A 17,517-nucleotide genomic window follows, 5' to 3' on the forward strand; every position below is an offset into this window, starting at 1 on the left:
GCGCACCCATGTCCCTGACCCCCGCGGGCGGGCTGCGCCTGCACACCCAGCGGCTGCCGGGCCGCGGCGACGGCGACGGCGGCCCCACGGTCGTCTTCCTCCACGGCCTCGTGATGGACAACCTGTCGAGCTTCTACTGCACCCTCGCGGGTCCCGTATCCCGCGCCGGTCACCCGGTGCTCCTCTACGACCAGCGCGGACACGGCCGCAGCGACCGCCCGCCCGGCGGCTACGACCGGGACACCGCGGCCGCCGACCTCGCCGCCCTGCTCGGCTCCCTCGGCCTCGACCGCCGCCCGGTCCATCTGGTCGGCAACAGCTACGGCGGGGTGCTCGCCCTGCACACCGCGCTCGTCCGGCCCGAGCTGGTCGCCTCGGTGGTGCTGATCGACGCCCAACTGACCGGCGACTGGGTGGAAGACATGACCGACACGCTCTCCGTCGCGGCCCTCGGCCTCGAACACCGCCGGCTGCCCGAGCAGCTTGCCGCGCTCGGGCGGCGCAAGGAGGCCCGGCTGACCGCCGGTGCCGACGCCCTGCTCAACCGCACCTCCCTGATCGAGGACATCGCAGCGGGCGCCGCCTTCACCTCCCACGACTTCGCCCGGCTGAGGTGCCCGGTCCTCGCCGTCTACGGAGAGCACTCCGAACTCCTCCCCGGAGCCCGGGAGCTCGCGGCCGGCGCACCGGACTGCGAGCTGTACGTGCTCCCGGGCGTGGGACACACCGTGCTCAACGAAGCCACCGAAGGGCTCTGCGCCGCCGTGCTGGAACGTCTCGGCGAGCGGGCCGGGGCGGTGGTCCGATGAGAGTGCTGTTCGTCGTCCCGCCGCTCGCCGGACACGTCAACCCCACGCTCGCCGTCGCCGCCGAACTCACCGCGCGCGGCCACCGGGTCGCCTGGACCGGACCCGACGCGGCCCTTGCGACCCTGCTCCCCGCGGGCTCCCTCCTGTACCCGGCGGGAGACCGGAGCGGGGGCGACGGCATCGACGTCCTGCACGGGCGGTGGCGCGATCTGCGGGGCATCGCCGCCCTGCGCTTCCTGTGGGCGGACGTCCTGCTGCCCCTGGCCCGCGCGATGCTGCCCGGTGTGCACGCCGCCGTCGAGGACTTCGCGCCCGACCTGCTGGTGACCGACCAACAGGCCCTGGCCGGGCCGCTGGTGGCGCGGCGGCACGGTCTGCCCTGGGCGACCTCGGCGACCACGACGGCCGAGTTCACCCGGCCCTTCGACGGGGTTCCCAAGGTGGGGGAGTGGGTGGCACAGCGCATCGCCGCACTGCTCGCCGAATGCGGCGCGCCCAGCGGCTGGGACCCCCGCTTCTCCCCGCACCTCGTCCTGGTCTTCTCCACCCCCGCGCTCTTCGGGGACGGCGGACCGGCTGGAGACGGGGCCGGGGTGCCGCCCGGTGCCGAGGCCCGCGCGAACGCACCGGCCGCCGTCGGCGTAACGGGTGCGGCGTCGCGTCCCGCACAACGGCGGTATCCGCCCCACTACGCCTTCGTCGGGCCCGCCTTCGGCGCCCGCCCGTCCCCCGGAGACTTCCCGTGGCACCGGCTGGACCCCGATCGCGCGCGGGTGCTCGTCTCCCTCGGCACCCTCAACCGCGAGGCGGGCGCCCGCTTCTACCCCGCGGTCCTGCGTGCCGCGGACGCCCTCGCGGACCGGGCGCAACTGATCCTCGCGGCCCCCGCGGACCTCGCCGGGACCGTCCCGCACCATGTGGTGCACCAGGAGTACGTCCCCCAGCTCGCCCTGCTGCCGCACCTCGACGCGGTGCTGTGCCACGGCGGCCACAACACCGTGTGCGAGGCGCTTGCGTACGGGCTGCCGCTGGTCGTGGCGCCGGTCCGCGACGATCAGCCGATCGTCGCCGGTCAGGTGACCGGGGCCGGGGCGGGGGTACGGGTGCGGTTCGGCCGGGCCCGTGCGGACGAGCTGCACCAGGCGCTGGCCGCCGTCCTGGACGATCCGGCCCACCGCCGTGCGGCCCGCCGTATCCAGGCGTCGTTCGCCGCAGCGGGCGGCGCCCGCACCGCGGCCGACCGTCTGGAGAAGCTGCAGGCCGGCGCCGTGGCCGCCGGTACATCCGGTGCCGCGCACCCCGGCACGTCCGGTGCCGCGCACCCCGGCACATCCACCGGCCGGCCCGCCGGCGCATCCGCAGCCCGGCACCCCCGCCCGCCCGGGCCGGGTACCGCCCCCACCAAGGCCGCGACCGAGCCCGAGAACGAGCCCGAGAACGAGGCCAAGCCCGAGCCCGAGACCGAGAACGAGAAGGGACCGTGAGCCCGATGACGCGAGCGCACCGTTCGGGAGCCCGCACACGATGGGTGGCGGCCGCCGCCGTGACGGCCCTGGGGGCGGGCACCGTGCGCGCCCGCCGCAGGCTCGCCGCGCTGCCCGTGCTCGACCCCGCCCCGGCCCAGGACGCCCCGCTACCGCCGCTGCCCGGCTGGCACCTGATCACCGCGCCCGGTGTCACGGCCGACGCGGCGACCCTGCGTGCCGCTGCCGACCACGCCGTACGCGACGGTCTGCGCGTCGTGGACCTGATTCCGGCACGCCTGGACGCCGAGAGCGCCCTCGGCCTGCTCCGGCTGCTCGACCCCACGGCCCACCGCGCCGACCGGTGCGCCCCGGGCCACGGCGCGGGTCACGCCCTGCTGGTGGCCGACGACGTCCACCGGCGGGCCGGACTCGGCGCCGGGACCCCGCCGCGTTCGGTGGCCGATCTGCTCCGCCTCGTCCGCACGCTCAAGGAGTACGCTCCCGACGCCACCGGCTGGGCCCTCGCCCCCGGGCTGACCGGTCCGCCCCCCGACCCCGCGCGGCACGCCGAGGAACTGCGGGCCCGTGGCCTGCCGCCCGCCCTGCTGTCCGCAGCCCAGCTCGCCGGTCTCGCCCTGCTGGTGAAGTGCCTGGTATCCGCGCCGCGTTGGGGTATTGCGGCGAGCGCCCTGTACTGGCTGCAGCCCGCCGTCGTCCTGGGCCCGGTCCGGGGACCGCGCCCCGCGGGCCTCGCCCGCGCCACCGCCCTGCGTCCGCTGCGCGCCCTGTCGACCGCACTGCGGACCCTCGCCGCACCGGCCGCCGAAGGGCCCGGCGCCACCACCGAAGAGTGTGGTGTCACCGGAGATTCCGGTGTCACCGAAGAGTCCGGTACCACGGAGGAATCCGGTCCCGCCGGTGTTGCGGCGCGCCGGGCCGCGTACGCCGGCGCACTCGCCCGCGGCACGGACCGGTTCTTCGAGCCGCGCCGTACGGACTGCCCCTGGTGCTCGGCGCCCGACCCCGTGGTGCGAGTGCGCACGCCCGACCTGATGCAGGGCAAGCCCGGCCGGTTCACTTTGGAGGAGTGCCGCCAGTGCGGCCACATCTTCCAGAACCCCAGGCTCACCCCGGACGGACTCGACTTCTACTACCGCGACTTCTACGAAGGCCTCGGCGGTGACGGCACCGCTCTGGTCCTGGGCCGGATGAGCGGCACCTACCGCGACCGCGCCGAACTGCTCCGGCCGTTCACCACCCCCCGGGCCTGGCTCGACGTCGGAACCGCCGCCGCACACTTCTGCAACGCCGCCCGTGCCGTATGGCCCGACACCCGCTTCGACGGGCTGGACATGGGCGAAGGGGTCCACGAGGCCGCACGCCGGGGCTGGATCGACACCGCCTACCAGGGCCAGTTCCCCGACCTCGCCGACCGGCTCGCGGGCCGCTACGACACCGTCAGCATGCACCACTACCTCGAACACACCCGGGACCCGCGCGCCGAACTCGACGCCGCCGTCAAGGTCCTGGCCCCCGGCGGTCATCTGCTGATCGAACTCCCCGATCCCGAGTCCCGGGCGGGCCGGCTGTTCGGCCGCTACTGGCTGCCCTGGTTCCAGCCCCAGCACCAGCACCTCATGCCCGTAGGGAACCTCAAACAGGCCCTGGCGGCACGGGGGTTCACCGTGCTCGTCGAGCAGCACGGGGCGGCCCACCAGCCCAACGGCGACTTCCTCGGCGCCACCGTCCTCGCCGCGAACAGCCTCGTCCCCGACCCGGACACCCCCTGGTCCGCCGTTCCCTCGACCCCGGCCCGCCGTGCCGCCCGAAGCGCCGTACAGGCCATGGCGGTGCCCTGCTACGCCGCCGCGCTGGGCCTCGACAGCCTGCGCACCGCGGTGGCCCGGGTCGCCGACGGCGGCAACGCCTACCGGCTGCTCGCCCGCAAGGAGCTCGGGTGAGCGCGGTGGGCCTGGCCGGGAGCACCACGGCGGACCCGCTGCTGCGCCTGCTCTCCCATGGCTTCTCGATGGGCTGTCACCGTCCGCCCGATGCGGTGTGGCGGGCCCCGTACGCCTTCCGGGTCTCCGCCTCCGCCTGCCAGGCCTCCGCGGCCGCCTTCCGCGACACCTCGGCCGCCCCCCGGGCCTCCGCGCCCGCCTTCCAGGGCTCCGCCTCCGCCGTCCCGCCCGGCCCGCCGGGTACCGGGCCGGCGCCGGGGACCGACTGGTTCGGGGCGGCCGGGCACTACGTCGATGTGGCCGTCGCCCCGCGCGCCGACGGGATGCTGCGCTGCGCCTCGCTCAACCACCCGGCGGAGACCGCCGAACTCCCCCTCACCGGACCGGCCGCCCGCGCCCCCGACTGGGCCGCCCGCCCGTATGCCGTGCTGCGCAGCCTCGCCGCCGCCGGTTGCGGCCGGGGCGGCGCCGATCTGCAGCTGAACGCCCCCTTGCCCGAGGCCGTGGGGCTGCCCGTCGCCGAACCGCTGGAGTGCGCGGTCGCCCTGGCCGTCTCGGGTGTGCACGCCGGCCGGGGCGGGGACCCGCCGACCCGCCCGCAACTGGCGCGCCTCCTCGGCGCCGCCGTGCCCGGGGACGACGGGCTGCGGCGGGCGGTGCTCTTCGCCCGGGCCGGCCACCTCCTCGCGGCCGACGGCCACACCCATCTGCCGCTGCGCGCCCCCGACAGCGCCAGGGATGCCTGCCTGCTCCTCCTGACGGCCCGTCCCACCGCGTCCCGCGACGCGGATACCGGCGATGCCGCCCCTGCCACCACGCCCACCCTCACCACCATTGCCACTCCCGCCTCTGCCACCCCCGACACCCCAACCGCCCCTGCCCCCGCCTCCTCCCCGTCCACCGAGCTCGCTACCGGACTCGCCGCCGCGGTACGTGAGGCCCTGCGCGCCGGTGCCTGGTCCGCCTGGTGGCCCGGCACCCGCCCGGGCCGCAGCGTGCTGCTGCTGGTACCCCCGGACCGGCGCGCGGCGGTCCGCTCCGCCACCGCCGAGGCCTTCCGCCGCTGCGACCTGCCCGTACCCCGCCTCCTGCGGATCAACGTCGTGGACGCGGCCCGCCGCGAAGCCTGACGCCCACGACCACGACCACGACCACGACCACGAGCCCGGCCCCGACCCCGGCCCCGGCCCCGGCCCCGACCCCGGCCACCGCCTCGACCTCGACCACCGCCCCGACTTCGACCACCGCCCCGACTTCGACCACCGCCCCGACCCCGGCCCCGGCATCTCCGGAACGGAGGGAGACCTGATGAAGCGAACAGCCGTCCATCTGCGCAGGGCGCTCGTGGCGGTGCTCGGCGCGCTCGGCCTGACGTTTGCCGCCACCACCGCCGACGCCCGCACCACCCCGGAAGTCACGGCGGCCCACGCGAGCGGCACCGGCACCCGGGCCGCCCTGCCGAACTACGACCACGTCGTGATCGTCGTCTTCGAGAACAAGCAGTACGGCGAGATCATCGGCAACGCCGCCGCGCCCTACCTCAACCAACTCGCCCGGGAGGGCGCCGACCTGACCGGTATGCAGGCGCTGACCCACCCCAGCCAGCCGAACTACTTCAACCTGTTCTCCGGCGCCACCCAGGGGATCACCGGCGACGGCTGCTACACCGCGCAGTCGACGACCGCGCCCAACCTCGGCCAGGAACTGCTCGCCGCCGGCAAGACTTTCGCGAGCTACAACGAGGGCCTGCCGAACGAGGGCTCCACGACCTGCTCCGACGGCCGCTACGCCCAGAAGCACAACCCCTGGTTCGCCTTCAAGAACGTGCCCGTGAGCACCGGAAAGACCTTCGCCCAGTTCCCCCGGGACGACTTCACCCGGCTGCCGACCGTCTCCTTCGTCATCCCGGACATGTGCAACGACATGCACGACTGCAATGTCGGCAGCGGCGACACCTGGCTCAGCAACAACCTCGCCTCCTACGCCCGGTGGGCCAAGGAGCACAACAGCCTGCTGATGGTCACCTGGGACGAGGACAACTACCTCGGCTCCAACCGGATCGCGACCGTGTTCCACGGAGCCCATGTCGCACCGGGCAGCCTCAGCGGCGCCTACAACCACTACAGCCTGCTGCGGACGGTCGAGGACATGTACGGCACCGGACATGCGGGCAATGCCGCCACCGCCACGCCCGTCACCGGTGTGTTCGACACCGGCGGCGGCGAACCGCCCGGCGGTGACCTGAAGTTCACCGCCCCCGGCCCGCAGACCTGCCGATTCCTCCAGGACTGCACCGTCCAGCTGACCGCCACCGGCGGCACACCCCCGCTCACCTACCGCGCCACCGGCCTGCCGCTGGGCCTGGGCGCCGACGCCCCCGGCGGCCGGATCGGCGGCAGACCCTGGCAGACCGGTACCTTCCAGATCACCGCCACCGTCACCGACTCCCGCGGCGCCACGGCCACCGCCGCCTTCCCGTTCACCGTCAACTGGTTCTGAACACCCGCACCTTTGCGGCATCCACGGCAGCGACCTCCACGGCAGCGGCCCCCGCGTCAGCACCATCCACGACAGCGGCGTCCGCGACCGGGGAACCCCGGACGCCGCAACCGGGGGCCCGTAGTTGTAGCGGAGATCGTCTCCTGCACGAAGCGCACAGAACGGAGCCCGATACCTTCTGAGGGCAACCGGAGCCGGGCATGCGATCAGTGACATGTGATCAGCGCCCGGCTCGCCTCATCACCCAAAGAAGGCAAGCTCTTGGCTCCCCACCGGCTCCACCGGCTCATACCGGTGTCCGTCGCCCTGACGACGGTATGTGCGACATTGCCGACCTCGGCCGCATACGCCGCGGACACACCGCCCACCCCTCATCTGGACTCCATCGAGCGGTCGCTCCGCGAAACCTCCCCCGGCCTCGAAGGCTCGGTATGGGAGCGCACCAACGGCAACCGCCTGGACGCCCCGGCGGACAACCCCTCCGGCTGGCTGCTGCAGACCCCCGGCTGCTGGGGCGACGTCGGCTGCAAGGACCGCGCGGGCACCCGGCAGCTGCTCGACAAGATGACCCGCAACATCGCCGACGCCCGGCACACCGTGGACATCTCCTCGCTGGCGCCCTTCCCCAACGGCGGGTTCGAGGACGCCGTCGTCGCCGGTCTCAAGGCGTCCGTCAAGGCAGGACACTCCCCGCGGGTGCGCATCCTGGTCGGCGCCGCCCCGATCTACCACCTCAATGTGGTGCCGTCCCGCTACCGGGACGACCTGATCGGCAAGCTCGGCGCGGCGGCCGGCAAGGTCACGCTCAATGTCGCCTCGATGACCACGTCCAAGACGTCGCTCTCCTGGAATCACTCCAAGCTCCTTGTGGTCGACGGGAAGACGGCCATCACGGGCGGGATCAACGGCTGGAAGGACGACTACCTCGACACCGCCCACCCGGTGTCGGACGTGGACATGGCGCTCAGCGGGCCGGCCGCCCGCTCGGCGGGGAAGTACCTCGACACGCTGTGGGACTGGACCTGCAGCAATGCGTCCGACCCGGCCAAGGTGTGGCTCGCCACGTCGAACGGTTCCTCCTGCATGCCGTCGATGGAGAAGGAGGAGGCGGGCGCCACCCCCGCCGGGCCCACCGGTGACGTCCCGGTCATCGCGGTCGGCGGTCTCGGCGTGGGCATCAAGGAGTCCGACCCCTCCTCGGGGTATCACCCGGACCTGCCCACGGCCCCGGACACCAAGTGCACCGTGGGGCTGCACGACCACACCAACGGCGACCGCGACTACGACACGGTCAACCCCGAGGAGAACGCGCTGCGTTCGCTCATCGGGAGCGCGCGCAGCCACGTCGAGATCTCGCAGCAGGACCTCAACGGCACCTGCCCGCCGCTGCCGCGCTACGACATCCGGACCTACGACACCCTCGCGGGCAAGCTGGCCGCCGGGGTGAAGGTCCGCATCGTCGTCAGCGACCCCGCCAACCGCGGAGCCGTCGGGAGCGGGGGCTACTCCCAGATCAAGTCCCTGGACGAGATCAGCGACACCCTCCGCAAGCGGCTGGTGGCGCTCACCGGTGACAACGAGAAGGCGTCGCGGGCGATGTGCGGCAACCTGCAGCTCGCCTCGTTCCGCAGCTCCGACGCCGCGAAGTGGGCCGACGGCAAGCCGTACGCGCTGCACCACAAGCTGGTGTCGGTGGACGACTCGGCGTTCTACATCGGTTCCAAGAACCTCTACCCGGCCTGGCTGCAGGACTTCGGCTACATCGTCGAGAGCCCGGCCGCGGCGAAGCAGCTGAAGACCGGACTGCTCGACCCGGAGTGGAAGTACTCCCGGCAGGCTGCGGCGACCCCGGCCGGGTGCCCGGCCCCCGCAACGGGCTGACCCCGCGGGCGGACAAGCCCCTTCGGCCCCGGCAGCATCGGGGACCCGGACGCGGCGGCGAAGGCCGCCCCCACCGCTCGGTGGGGGCGGCCTTCGCCGCAGGCCCGCCGGCAGCGGGCCCTTGCTGCCGTCAGCGGCGCCGCACCAGCGGGAACGGCAGCGTCTCGCGGATCGACAGCCCCGTGAGGAACATGACCAGCCGGTCCACGCCGATGCCCAGACCGCCGGTCGGCGGCATCGCGTACTCCAGGGCCTGCAGGAAGTCCTCGTCCAGCTCCATCGCCTCCGGGTCACCGCCGGCCGCCAGCAGCGACTGGGCGGTGAGCCGGCGCCGCTGCTCCACCGGGTCGGTCAGCTCCGAGTAGGCGGTGCCCAGCTCGGTGCCGAACGCGACCAGGTCCCAGCGCTCGGCGAGCCGCGGGTCCCGCCGGTGCTGACGGGTCAGCGGCGAGACATCGGTGGGGAAGTCCTTGTAGAACGTGGGAAGCTCGGTCCGCTCCTCCACCAGCCGCTCGTACATCTCCAGCACGATGTCGCCCCGGCCCATCTCCGGCTTCACCGGCACCGACGAGGCAGCGCACAGCCGCCGCAGCGCCTCCGGCGAGGTGTCCGCGTCGACCTCTTCGCCGAGCGCTTCGGAGATCGCGCCGTAGACGGTCTTCACCGGCCAGAGCCCCGAGATGTCGTGCTCGACCAGCCGGCCGCTCTTGTCCGCCTTACGGGCGGTGGCGCTGCCGAACGCGGCGATCGCCGCACCCTGGATCAGCTCCCGGGTCAGGTCGAGCATCACGTCGTAGTCGGCGAACGCCTGGTACGCCTCCAGCATCGTGAACTCGGGGTTGTGCTTGTAGGAGATGCCCTCGTTGCGGAAGGTCCGCCCCATCTCGAAGACCTTCTCCATACCGCCCACGCACAGCCGCTTGAGATACAGCTCCGGCGCGATCCGCAGATACAGATCGAGGTCGTAGGCGTTGATATGGGTCTGGAAGGGACGGGCGTTGGCGCCGCCGTGGATCTGCTGCAGCATCGGCGTCTCGACCTCGAGGTAGCCGCGCTCGATCAGACCCTGGCGCAGTGCCTGTACGGCCGTGCTGCGCGCCCGGACGTTGTCCCGCGAATCCGGCGAGACGACCAGGTCCACGTACCGCTGGCGGACCTTGGCCTCCGGGTCGGTCAGCCCGCGCCGCTTGTCCGGCAGCGGCCGCAGGCACTTGGCCGTCAGCCGCCACTGCGTCACGAACACCGTCAGCTCACCGCGGTCGCTGGTGCCGACCTCGCCCTCGGCCTCGACATGGTCACCGAGGTCGATGTCCGCACCGAAGCGTTCCAGCAGCTCCTTGCCGCTGCCCTCGCGCGTCAGCGCGATCTGCAGATCGCCCGACCAGTCGCGCAGCACCGCGAAGAGCACGCCACCGTGGTCGCGGGTGAGCAGCACCCGCCCGGCGATGCTGACGGTCTTGCCGGTCCGCGCGCCGGGCGTCAGGTCCGGGTACTCCTCGCGGACCTCGCCCAGGGTGTGGGTACGCTCCACGCCCACCGGGTACGGGTCGGTGCCGGCCTCCCGCAGCCGCTCCAGCTTCCGGTGGCGCACCCGCACCTGCTCGGGCAGCGCGGCCAGCTCCCGTTCGTGCAGCTCCTCCTCGGTGGCCGGTCCGCTCTGCACCAGGCCGAGCTCGTCCAGCGACGGCAGGCCCGCGGTGCTCGCCGGGGCCAGCACCCGCTTCTTGTGGCCCTTGCCCCACAGCTTGCCCAGGCTCGGCACGGCCACGAAGCCCTCGGCGATACCGGAGGCCAGACCGATCCGGGCCAGCGCACCGGCGTCCGCGTAGCACAGGAAGCGCGGGTACCACTCGGGGTTGTACTTCGCGTTGGAACGGTAGAGGGCTTCCAGCTGCCACCACTTGGAGAAGAACAGCAGCAGCCGGCGCCAGAACTTCAGCACCGGTCCGGCACCGATCCGGCCGCCCTCCTCGAAGGCGGACCGGAACACCGCGAAGTTCAGCGAGATCCGGCGCACGCCCATGGCACCGGCCTGGCCGCAGAGCCGGGCCACCATGAACTCCATGACGCCGTTGGGCGCGGTGCGGTCACGGCGCATGACGTCCAGCGAGATGCCGTCCTTGCCCCACGGCACGAAGGACAGCAGCGCGATCATGTTGCCGTCGCCGTCGAACGCCTCGGCCAGCAGGCAGTCCCCGTCCTCCGGGTCGCCCAGCCGGTCCAGCGCCATCGAGAAGCCGCGCTCGGTCTCGGTGTCCCGCCAGGCATCCGCCCGGTGGATGACCTCCTGCATCTCCTCGTCGGTCAGCGCGGAGTGGCGCCGGACGCGGAAGGTCGCGCCGGTGCGCTCGACGCGGTTGACGGCCTGGCGGGTCACCCGCATCTCCCGGCCGTCGAGGTCGAAGTCCTTCACATGCAAGATCGCTTCGTCGCCGAGCTGCAGGGCCCCGAGGCCGCTGCGGGCGAACGCCTTGGCGCCGCTCTCGCTGGCCCCCATGACGGCGGGCTGCCAGCCGTACCGTCCGGCGACCTCCAGCCAGGCCTCGATGGCCTGGGTCCACGCCTCCCGGTCACCGACCGGGTCACCACTGGCCAGGCAGACACCTGCCTCGACGCGGTAGGTGACGGCGGCCTTGCCGCTGCGGGAGAAGACCACGGCCTTGTCGCGGCGGGAGGCGAAGTAGCCGAGCGAGTCCTGGCTGCCGTAGCGGTCCAGCAGCGCCCGGATGCGGGCCTCTTCGTCGCCGTGCAGCGCGGCCTCCATGCGCTGCGAACGGAACAGGGTGGCCGCGGCGTTCAGCAGCGCCAGCGCCCCGAGCAGGCCGAGCACGGCGCTGGTCCAGTGCGGGGGATGGCCCTCGATCAGCCGGCCGCCGACGAGTCCGCCGCAGACGCGGTTGGCGGCCCACAGCAGCCGGTTGGTGGCGCCGGGCTCCAGCGTGCCGGGGGCCAGCGAGACCAGGCCCCAGCCGATCAGCACCGCCGCGGCGAGCCCGCCGACCAGCACCAGGATCGCGCGCAGGAACGCACCCCGCCGGGTGATCGCATAGAACTCGCGGTGCGAGACGAGCAGGAGCACCAGCGCACCGGCGCACAGCACCAGGGAGAAGGTGTACTCCCAGTACCTCTCGACCAGGAACAGCGCATCCGCGAGGGTGACCAGCACCATGTAGGTCACCACGAACCACAGTGCCACCTGTTTGCGGGCGGTCATCGCCGCGGCCAGGAGGAAGAGGAACACCGCGTAGGCGAAGTTCGGCACCACCGGGATGGTGAGCGTGTCCAGCCAGTAGATCACCGGGTGGAATCCGCGCCGGAGGGGCCCGATCAGCGCCATCAGGGCACAGAAGAGCCCCAACACGCTGAAGATGATGGCGAAGCCATTGGGGACGCGGCGCCGGAAGCGCTGCCACCCCGTGAGTTGATCCTGGTCCTGCACGGTGCTCATTCCGTCACATTAGGTTTGGAAAGGGTTCAGCTGCGCGCCGCGCGGCGCTGGTTCTCTGCCACGGGGATCAGCCGTCATTCCAGTCTCCGATCCCGATGGCCCTGTTGTCTCCCCCTCGTAGGGAGGGTGTGGTGACCTCTATGGGGTCACTCCCGTGGACCTTGCCACAAACTGGCTCCATGTCCGAGTCGGTGCAACTCCGGCCGATGGTGAACTTCAGGTCATAGTCATGGACGAAGTAGCGGCCGCCCCCGGAGTCCACCCCGTCGAGAGCCGCCCGCAGCGTGACCTCGGTGCCCGGTTTCCAGGGCCGCGCGGGCCGCCAGTCCACCCGGTCACCGCCGCCGTGGTCCTGTTCCCAGTCCCACGACCCGGTCATCCGGCTGTCGGTGGTGACGCTGAGCCGCCGCTCGACCGCGGCCCGGTCGGCCACCGGGAAGTTGAAGAGGATCGTCAGGGGCCGGTCGGCTCCGGACACCACGCCCGGCGAGTGGGGATCGAGCATCAGTGTGTTGAGCCTGGCCGCGTTCGCGGTGGTCAGCGACTCCTTGGCCGCGCCGACGCCGCCCTGTGCGTTCCTGGTCCTGGCGACGACGGAGTACTTGGTACCCGGTGCGGTTTTCGCCCGGGATGTCCAGCTGGTCCCGCCACGGCTGAGTCCGCCGGGCAGCTGCCGCCCCCTGGGGTCGGTGACGGACACCTCGGTCAGGACGCCGCCCTCCGCGGTCACCTGGAGGCGGTCGCCGGCCTGTACGGTCCTGGCCCCGCCCGCCGCGCCCAGCGCCACCTGCACCGGATCGCCCTGCGGGGACGCCTCCGCGCTGCCCCCGCACCCGGTGAGCGCGCCCATTCCGATCACCGGGACCAGCGCGAGTGCGATACGCCGCGGCCGGGAGGACCGGCGGCGGGAGGGGGGCTGGCTCATGTCGGGTGCTTCCGTCTGCGGTGCGGAGAGGGTGGTGATGCGGGCAGGGGCATCGGCGTGGGGGAGGGGCTGCGTTGTCGGCCGCTAAGACGAGGGATCGCCATACTTCGTTGCAGGGAGTGATGTGATCCACGGCACAGTGGCCGACGGGGCGTGGTGGCGCGGGGGTGACGGGTCGGAACCCGGAGCTTGTGCTGATATGGGCGATTGATTCCGTACGGGCCGGTTGCCGTCGGCCCTGCCGCGCCTCTGTTGCCTGCCCGCTGCGTCCCGCAAGCGCCCGCCCGGCGCCGGCAGTGACCCGCAGTGATCACCTGATCGGAGCACCCGGAGGAGAACCTGACATACCCCGAAATACGCCAAACTGGCCACCCCTTGCTGCCCGTTCGGGCGGCGGTTGAGGAGGTGTGCGTCCCATGGCCATTTCCATCTCGGTCGTACTGCTGCTGGTCGTCCTGACCGTGATCTTCCTGCGCAGCGGCAAGCTCAAGATCTCGCACGCCCTGGTGTGCGCGCTGCTCGGCTTCTACCTGGCGAACAGCAGCCTCGCGCCGGACATCCACCAGGGTCTCTCCGGCGCCGCGGATGTGGTGAGCAGCGTGCGTCCGTGACGGTGGCGGGCTGCGTCCGTGACGATGGTGCCCTGCCCGCCGTGACGGTGGCGGCCTGCGGCCGGGCGCCGCGGGCGGCTGCCCCGGTGCTCACCCGGCGGAGAACACCCCGATCGCATTGGCCACCGGCCGCTCCGCCCCGCCCGACGGATGATTGCGGACCGTGGCCCCGTACCTGTCGCCGGTGACCAGCGTCGACGACCCGCCGCCGTCCAGGTCCATCGCGTCCCGCGCACCCAACTCCACCATCAAGTCCGCCAGTTCGCGCACCGTCAGGCCGGTCTGGCCGGGGGCCCCGTCCAGCGCCATGAGATACAGCAGCCGCCCGCCGTCCCCGGTCCCCGCGGACGTACGCACCGCCACCGCGACGCCGTCCAGGCCGGCCACCGGCTCGTCGTCCCGCACGATCGGGAAGCCGCCCACCGCGAACCGCAGGGGGACGGGCCCCCGGCCGACGAGGCGGGAGACGAGATGCACCGGCTCACCGGGCTCCAGGGTGCGCAGCCGCCGCGCCCCTTCCTCCCGGCCCACCAGCACCACACTGCCCCCGGGCACCCCACCACTGCCCGGGACGTCCTCCACCGCCGTCACCCGGCCGTGCCGGACGGTCACCTCCGTGGTGTCCCTGCTGCACGGCGCCGCCCGGTCGGTGTCCGTGCCGCAGGTGGCGCGCAGCCGGGACACCGTGCCCCACTGCGGGGTGTAGGCGCCGATGCCGCCGACGGGGAGGGCGTACTGGTTCAGACCGCGCAGCGGCAGCGTCCCCTCGGAGGTCAGCACCGCGCCGCGCAGCGTGAGCCGGTCCAGCCGCGCCCGGTGGTCGTAGCCGACGCCGATGACGTCCTCGGTGGTCGCGCCCGGCGGCATGACAGGGCCGAACCGCTGGCCGCCGGGCACCGCGCCCTTGAGCTGCCGGCCCGAGGCCACCGCCGGGCCGACCGAGGCGCCGGTCGCCTGCACGCCCGGGTGCTGGGTTTCGGTGATATTGAAGAAGTCGCCGTTGACGGCCCCCACCACGCCGCGGTCGGCCGCCAGCGCGGACACCGGCGACCGTGCGCCGACCGCCCCCGGGTACAGCAGATCGACCGACACCCGTGGATCGGCCAGGTCGACCGTCAGCAGATGCCCGTGCACGAGGCCGCGCGGCACCGTCATCCGGAATTCACCGTAGGCCACACCGGGTGCCACCAGCCGGGCGGAAGAGCGGTGCAGAGCGCTGTCCGCGGCGGTGGCCCGTGCCCCGCCCGCCATCCCTCCGCCGGCCAGCACCCCCCACGCCACCAGCACCGTCAGCACCGCGTGCACTCGACCGAATCGCCGCTTCACGATCCCCCCTGACGTCGTGCCAACTGTCCCTGGTGCCGGAGACGTTCACTATGACCCGGAGATGTCATCAATGCGTAGACCCGCGCAACAGCCGTCGTGTCGCCGTCTCCGGCGCCGCCGGGGGCCGCACCGTGCCGATCCGGACACCCCGAAGGGCGTGCCACGGCGCCGCGTCCGCGTCATCCCAGGCCTCGCCAGGAGGCCGCTTGAACCAGCACCAGATAGCGCGCCCAGTCCCAGAACTCACCCGGGTCGGTGTGGTCGGTGCCCGGCACCTCGACATGGCCGATGATGTGCTCGCGGTCCTTGGGGATCCGGTAGCGGTCGCAGATGGCGGCGGTGAGCCGGGCGGACTGCTCGTAGAGCGGGTCGGTGAACCATGTCGGGTCGTCGATCCAGCCCTCGTGCTCGATGCCGATGCTGCGGGTGTTGTAGTCCCAGTTCCCGGCGTGCCAGGCGACGTCCCGCTCCCTGACGCACTGCGCGACCTTGCCGTCCGCGGACCGTACGAGATAGTGCGCGGCCGCCTTGTGCCGGGGGTCCTGGAACAGCTTGAGGGTGTCCTTGTAGGTCTCCTGGGTCACATGCACCACGACCTTCTTGACCGGATACTGCGTCGGGCGGTCGGCGGCGGTGAAGTTGGACGGGCTGGCCGGAACCCACTGGTGCGGGGGGTAGGCGCCGCCGCGCGGAGCCTGCCGGCGCACGGCGGCCCCGGCCCCGGCCGCGGTGAAAGGGACGAGTGCGGCGGATGCGGCGAGCGCGGCCGCACCGGTGAGCAGGCGACGGCGGTCCGGGCAGCGGCGGTCGGGCTCCATGTGAACTCCTGACAGGGACCGTGGGGGCATGGTCGCGTACATGTCACACACCTGCGGTGCGTTCATGATGCGCAACAGGGCACGCCCTGCCAAGGGAATGGCCGCTTTGCCAATGGCTCGACCAAAGGCAGGAACGGTGCAGGTCAGGAGAGCGGAGATACCTGATCGGACGTCACCCGGGTGCCGCGCCCCGGCCCTGACGGCCGAACGCGGGCGTGGCACCCGGACCGAGGTCCCCCGCCGGTCAGTGACCGATCTCTACGTCCTCCAGGATGCCCAGCGCGTCCGGCACCAGCACGGCCGCCGAGTAGTAGGCGCTGACCAGGTAATTGATGACGGCCTGGTCATTGATCCCCATGAAGCGCACCGACAGCCCGGGCCGGTACTCGTCCGGGATGCCGGTCTGGTGCAGCCCCACCACGCCCTGGTTCTCCTCGCCCACCCGCAGCGCCAGAATCGAGCTGGTCTGGTCCGGGGTGATGGGGATCTTGTTGCAGGGCAGCAGCGGGATGCCCCGCCAGGCGCGGACCGCCGTGCCCTCGCACTCCGCGGTGGTCGGGTAGATCCCCCGGGCGTTCCACTCCCGGCCGATCGCCGCGATGGTGCGCGGATGCGCCAGCAGGAACTGCGTCTTACGGCGCCGGGAGATCAGCTCGTCCAGGTCGTCGGGGGCCGGCGGGCCGCTGCGGGTGTGGAGGCGCTGCTTGAGGTCGGCGTTGTGCAGCAGCCCGAACCCGGGGTTGTTGATCAGCTCGTGTTCCTGGCGCTCGCGCAGCGCCTCCACGGTCAGGCGCAGCTGCTGGTCCAGCTGGTTCATCGGGTCGTTGTAGAGATCGGCCACCCGCGAGTGCACCTTCAACACGGTCTGGGCCACGCTGAGTTCGTACTCCCGCGGCGCCAGGTCGTAGTCGACGAAGGTGCCCGGCAGCGCCGGTTCGCCGACATGGCCCGCGGTCAGCTCGATGGCCGCCTCGCCGTGCTTGTTCTGCGCGGGGACCAGCGCCTCGCGGAACTCCGCCAGGTGGCTGCGCAGCGACTCCGACCGGCCCAGCGCCTCTTCGAGGTCACTGCGGTAGAGGGTCAGCGCGGTCACCCGGGTCACCGCCCGCACGGAGTGCTCCCACTCCGCGTCCGGCGTCAGCAGGGCCGCGGCGCCGAGGGCGTCACCGTCGGCCAGCACCCCCAGGACCGTCTCGTCGCCGTACTTGCCGGCGCCGATACGGTCGAGCTTGCCGTGGGCGATCAGGATGACCCGGTCCGTGGGCGCGCCGCTGCGGGCCAGCACCTCACCGGGGGCGAACTCCCGCTGGACGAAGCGGTCCGCCAGCGCCTGGAGCGTCGCGGCGTCGGTGTACCCGCGCAGCGGCGCCAGCTCCCGCAACTCCGCCGGGATCACCCGGACTTCGGAGCCGGTCGAGGTGAACTCCACCCGGCCGTCACCGAGGGTGTGGGTCAGGCGGCGGTTGACGCGGTACGTACCGCCGGAGACCTGCGTCCAGGGCAGGATGCGCAGCAGCCAGCGGGAGGAGATCCCCTGCATCTGCGGCACGGTCTTGGTCGTGGTCGCCAGCTTGCGGGCGGCCGCGGTGTCCAGGCTGGACCGGCTCTGCTCGACCGGGGACTGCTGCGGGCCGGACGTCGGATCCACCGATGTGGTCATGGAGAAGGCTCACCTGTTCTTGTCGGTGCGTGCTGTGCTGTGCGGGCGAGGCCTGCCGGTGCGTATGGCCGGCGCGGCCGGGCGGGGATCGGGCCGCTCGCGGGCGCGCCGTC

At 72.8% G+C, this 17,517-nt stretch carries 12 protein-coding genes; 7 read left to right on the forward strand and 5 right to left on the reverse strand.

What is annotated here, in order from left to right:
- Positions 1–8 precede the first annotated feature (8 nt).
- From ABR737_RS38625 to ABR737_RS38650, 6 genes are all read left to right on the forward strand, one after another.
- On the forward strand, positions 9–809 hold the full coding sequence (locus tag ABR737_RS38625; RefSeq protein ID WP_350255823.1) for an alpha/beta fold hydrolase: 801 nt from the start codon (positions 9–11) through the stop codon (positions 807–809).
- Positions 806–2,293 (forward strand): glycosyltransferase, encoded by a 1,488-nt coding sequence (locus tag ABR737_RS38630; protein WP_350255824.1) that lies wholly within the window; start codon positions 806–808, stop codon positions 2,291–2,293. The genes ABR737_RS38625 and ABR737_RS38630 overlap by 4 nt, the downstream gene beginning before the upstream one ends.
- 5 nt (positions 2,294–2,298) lie before the next feature.
- Positions 2,299–4,236: a class I SAM-dependent methyltransferase gene (locus ABR737_RS38635; RefSeq protein ID WP_350255825.1), complete on the forward strand. Its 1,938-nt coding sequence runs from the start codon at positions 2,299–2,301 to the stop codon at positions 4,234–4,236.
- Complete coding sequence (locus ABR737_RS38640) at positions 4,233–5,366, forward strand: galactokinase (RefSeq protein WP_350255826.1); 1,134 nt, start codon at positions 4,233–4,235, stop codon at positions 5,364–5,366. Before ABR737_RS38635 ends, ABR737_RS38640 begins: the two co-directional genes overlap by 4 nt.
- A gap of 178 nt (positions 5,367–5,544) precedes the next feature.
- Entirely contained in the window at positions 5,545–6,735 is a 1,191-nt protein-coding gene (locus ABR737_RS38645) for an alkaline phosphatase family protein (RefSeq protein ID WP_350255827.1), read from the forward strand.
- A gap of 261 nt (positions 6,736–6,996) precedes the next feature.
- On the forward strand, positions 6,997–8,616 hold the full coding sequence (locus tag ABR737_RS38650) for a phospholipase D-like domain-containing protein (RefSeq protein WP_350255828.1): 1,620 nt from the start codon (positions 6,997–6,999) through the stop codon (positions 8,614–8,616).
- A 130-nt stretch (positions 8,617–8,746) separates the two neighbouring features.
- Here ABR737_RS38650 and lysX read toward each other — a convergent pair whose 3' ends face one another.
- Entirely contained in the window at positions 8,747–12,064 is a 3,318-nt protein-coding gene (lysX, locus tag ABR737_RS38655) for a bifunctional lysylphosphatidylglycerol synthetase/lysine--tRNA ligase LysX (RefSeq protein WP_350255829.1), read from the reverse strand.
- Between the two features lie 67 nt (positions 12,065–12,131).
- Positions 12,132–12,989 carry an Ig-like domain-containing protein gene (locus ABR737_RS38660; RefSeq protein ID WP_350255830.1) on the reverse strand — a complete coding sequence of 286 codons (858 nt, stop codon included), beginning with the start codon at positions 12,987–12,989 and terminating at the stop codon, positions 12,132–12,134.
- Positions 12,990–13,405: 416 nt separating this feature from the next.
- Between ABR737_RS38660 and ABR737_RS38665 the strand changes: the two genes are divergently transcribed.
- Entirely contained in the window at positions 13,406–13,600 is a 195-nt protein-coding gene (locus ABR737_RS38665) for a hypothetical protein (RefSeq protein ID WP_086718035.1), read from the forward strand.
- Positions 13,601–13,690: 90 nt separating this feature from the next.
- Here ABR737_RS38665 and ABR737_RS38670 read toward each other — a convergent pair whose 3' ends face one another.
- From ABR737_RS38670 to ABR737_RS38680, 3 genes are all read right to left on the reverse strand, one after another.
- Positions 13,691–14,905: a phosphodiester glycosidase family protein gene (locus tag ABR737_RS38670; RefSeq protein ID WP_350257090.1), complete on the reverse strand. Its 1,215-nt coding sequence runs from the start codon at positions 14,903–14,905 to the stop codon at positions 13,691–13,693.
- A gap of 200 nt (positions 14,906–15,105) precedes the next feature.
- Positions 15,106–15,744, reverse strand: coding sequence for an N-acetylmuramoyl-L-alanine amidase (locus tag ABR737_RS38675; RefSeq protein WP_350255831.1), 639 nt, complete (start codon positions 15,742–15,744; stop codon positions 15,106–15,108).
- A gap of 244 nt (positions 15,745–15,988) precedes the next feature.
- The gene (locus ABR737_RS38680) at positions 15,989–17,404 is read right to left on the reverse strand and encodes a family 2B encapsulin nanocompartment shell protein (protein ID WP_350255832.1); all 1,416 of its coding nucleotides are present in this window, start codon (positions 17,402–17,404) and stop codon (positions 15,989–15,991) included.
- Between the last annotated feature and the right edge of the window lie 113 nt (positions 17,405–17,517).

The sequence above is a fragment of the Streptomyces sp. Edi2 genome, assembly GCF_040253635.1.
Taxonomy (GTDB): domain Bacteria; phylum Actinomycetota; class Actinomycetes; order Streptomycetales; family Streptomycetaceae; genus Streptomyces.

Excerpts from the sequence above, each read along its gene's own strand:
- ABR737_RS38625 (WP_350255823.1), top strand. The coding sequence starts at position 9 with ATGTCCCTGACCCCCGCGGGCGGGCTGCGCCTGCACACCCAGCGGCTG.
- ABR737_RS38630 (WP_350255824.1), top strand. The coding sequence starts at position 806 with ATGAGAGTGCTGTTCGTCGTCCCGCCGCTCGCCGGACACGTCAACCCC.
- ABR737_RS38635 (WP_350255825.1), top strand. The coding sequence starts at position 2,299 with ATGACGCGAGCGCACCGTTCGGGAGCCCGCACACGATGGGTGGCGGCC.
- ABR737_RS38645 (WP_350255827.1), top strand. The coding sequence starts at position 5,545 with ATGAAGCGAACAGCCGTCCATCTGCGCAGGGCGCTCGTGGCGGTGCTC.
- lysX (WP_350255829.1), bottom strand. The coding sequence starts at position 12,064 with ATGAGCACCGTGCAGGACCAGGATCAACTCACGGGGTGGCAGCGCTTC.
- ABR737_RS38660 (WP_350255830.1), bottom strand. The coding sequence starts at position 12,989 with ATGAGCCAGCCCCCCTCCCGCCGCCGGTCCTCCCGGCCGCGGCGTATC.
- ABR737_RS38665 (WP_086718035.1), top strand. The coding sequence starts at position 13,406 with ATGGCCATTTCCATCTCGGTCGTACTGCTGCTGGTCGTCCTGACCGTG.
- ABR737_RS38675 (WP_350255831.1), bottom strand. The coding sequence starts at position 15,744 with ATGGAGCCCGACCGCCGCTGCCCGGACCGCCGTCGCCTGCTCACCGGT.
- ABR737_RS38680 (WP_350255832.1), bottom strand. The coding sequence starts at position 17,404 with ATGACCACATCGGTGGATCCGACGTCCGGCCCGCAGCAGTCCCCGGTC.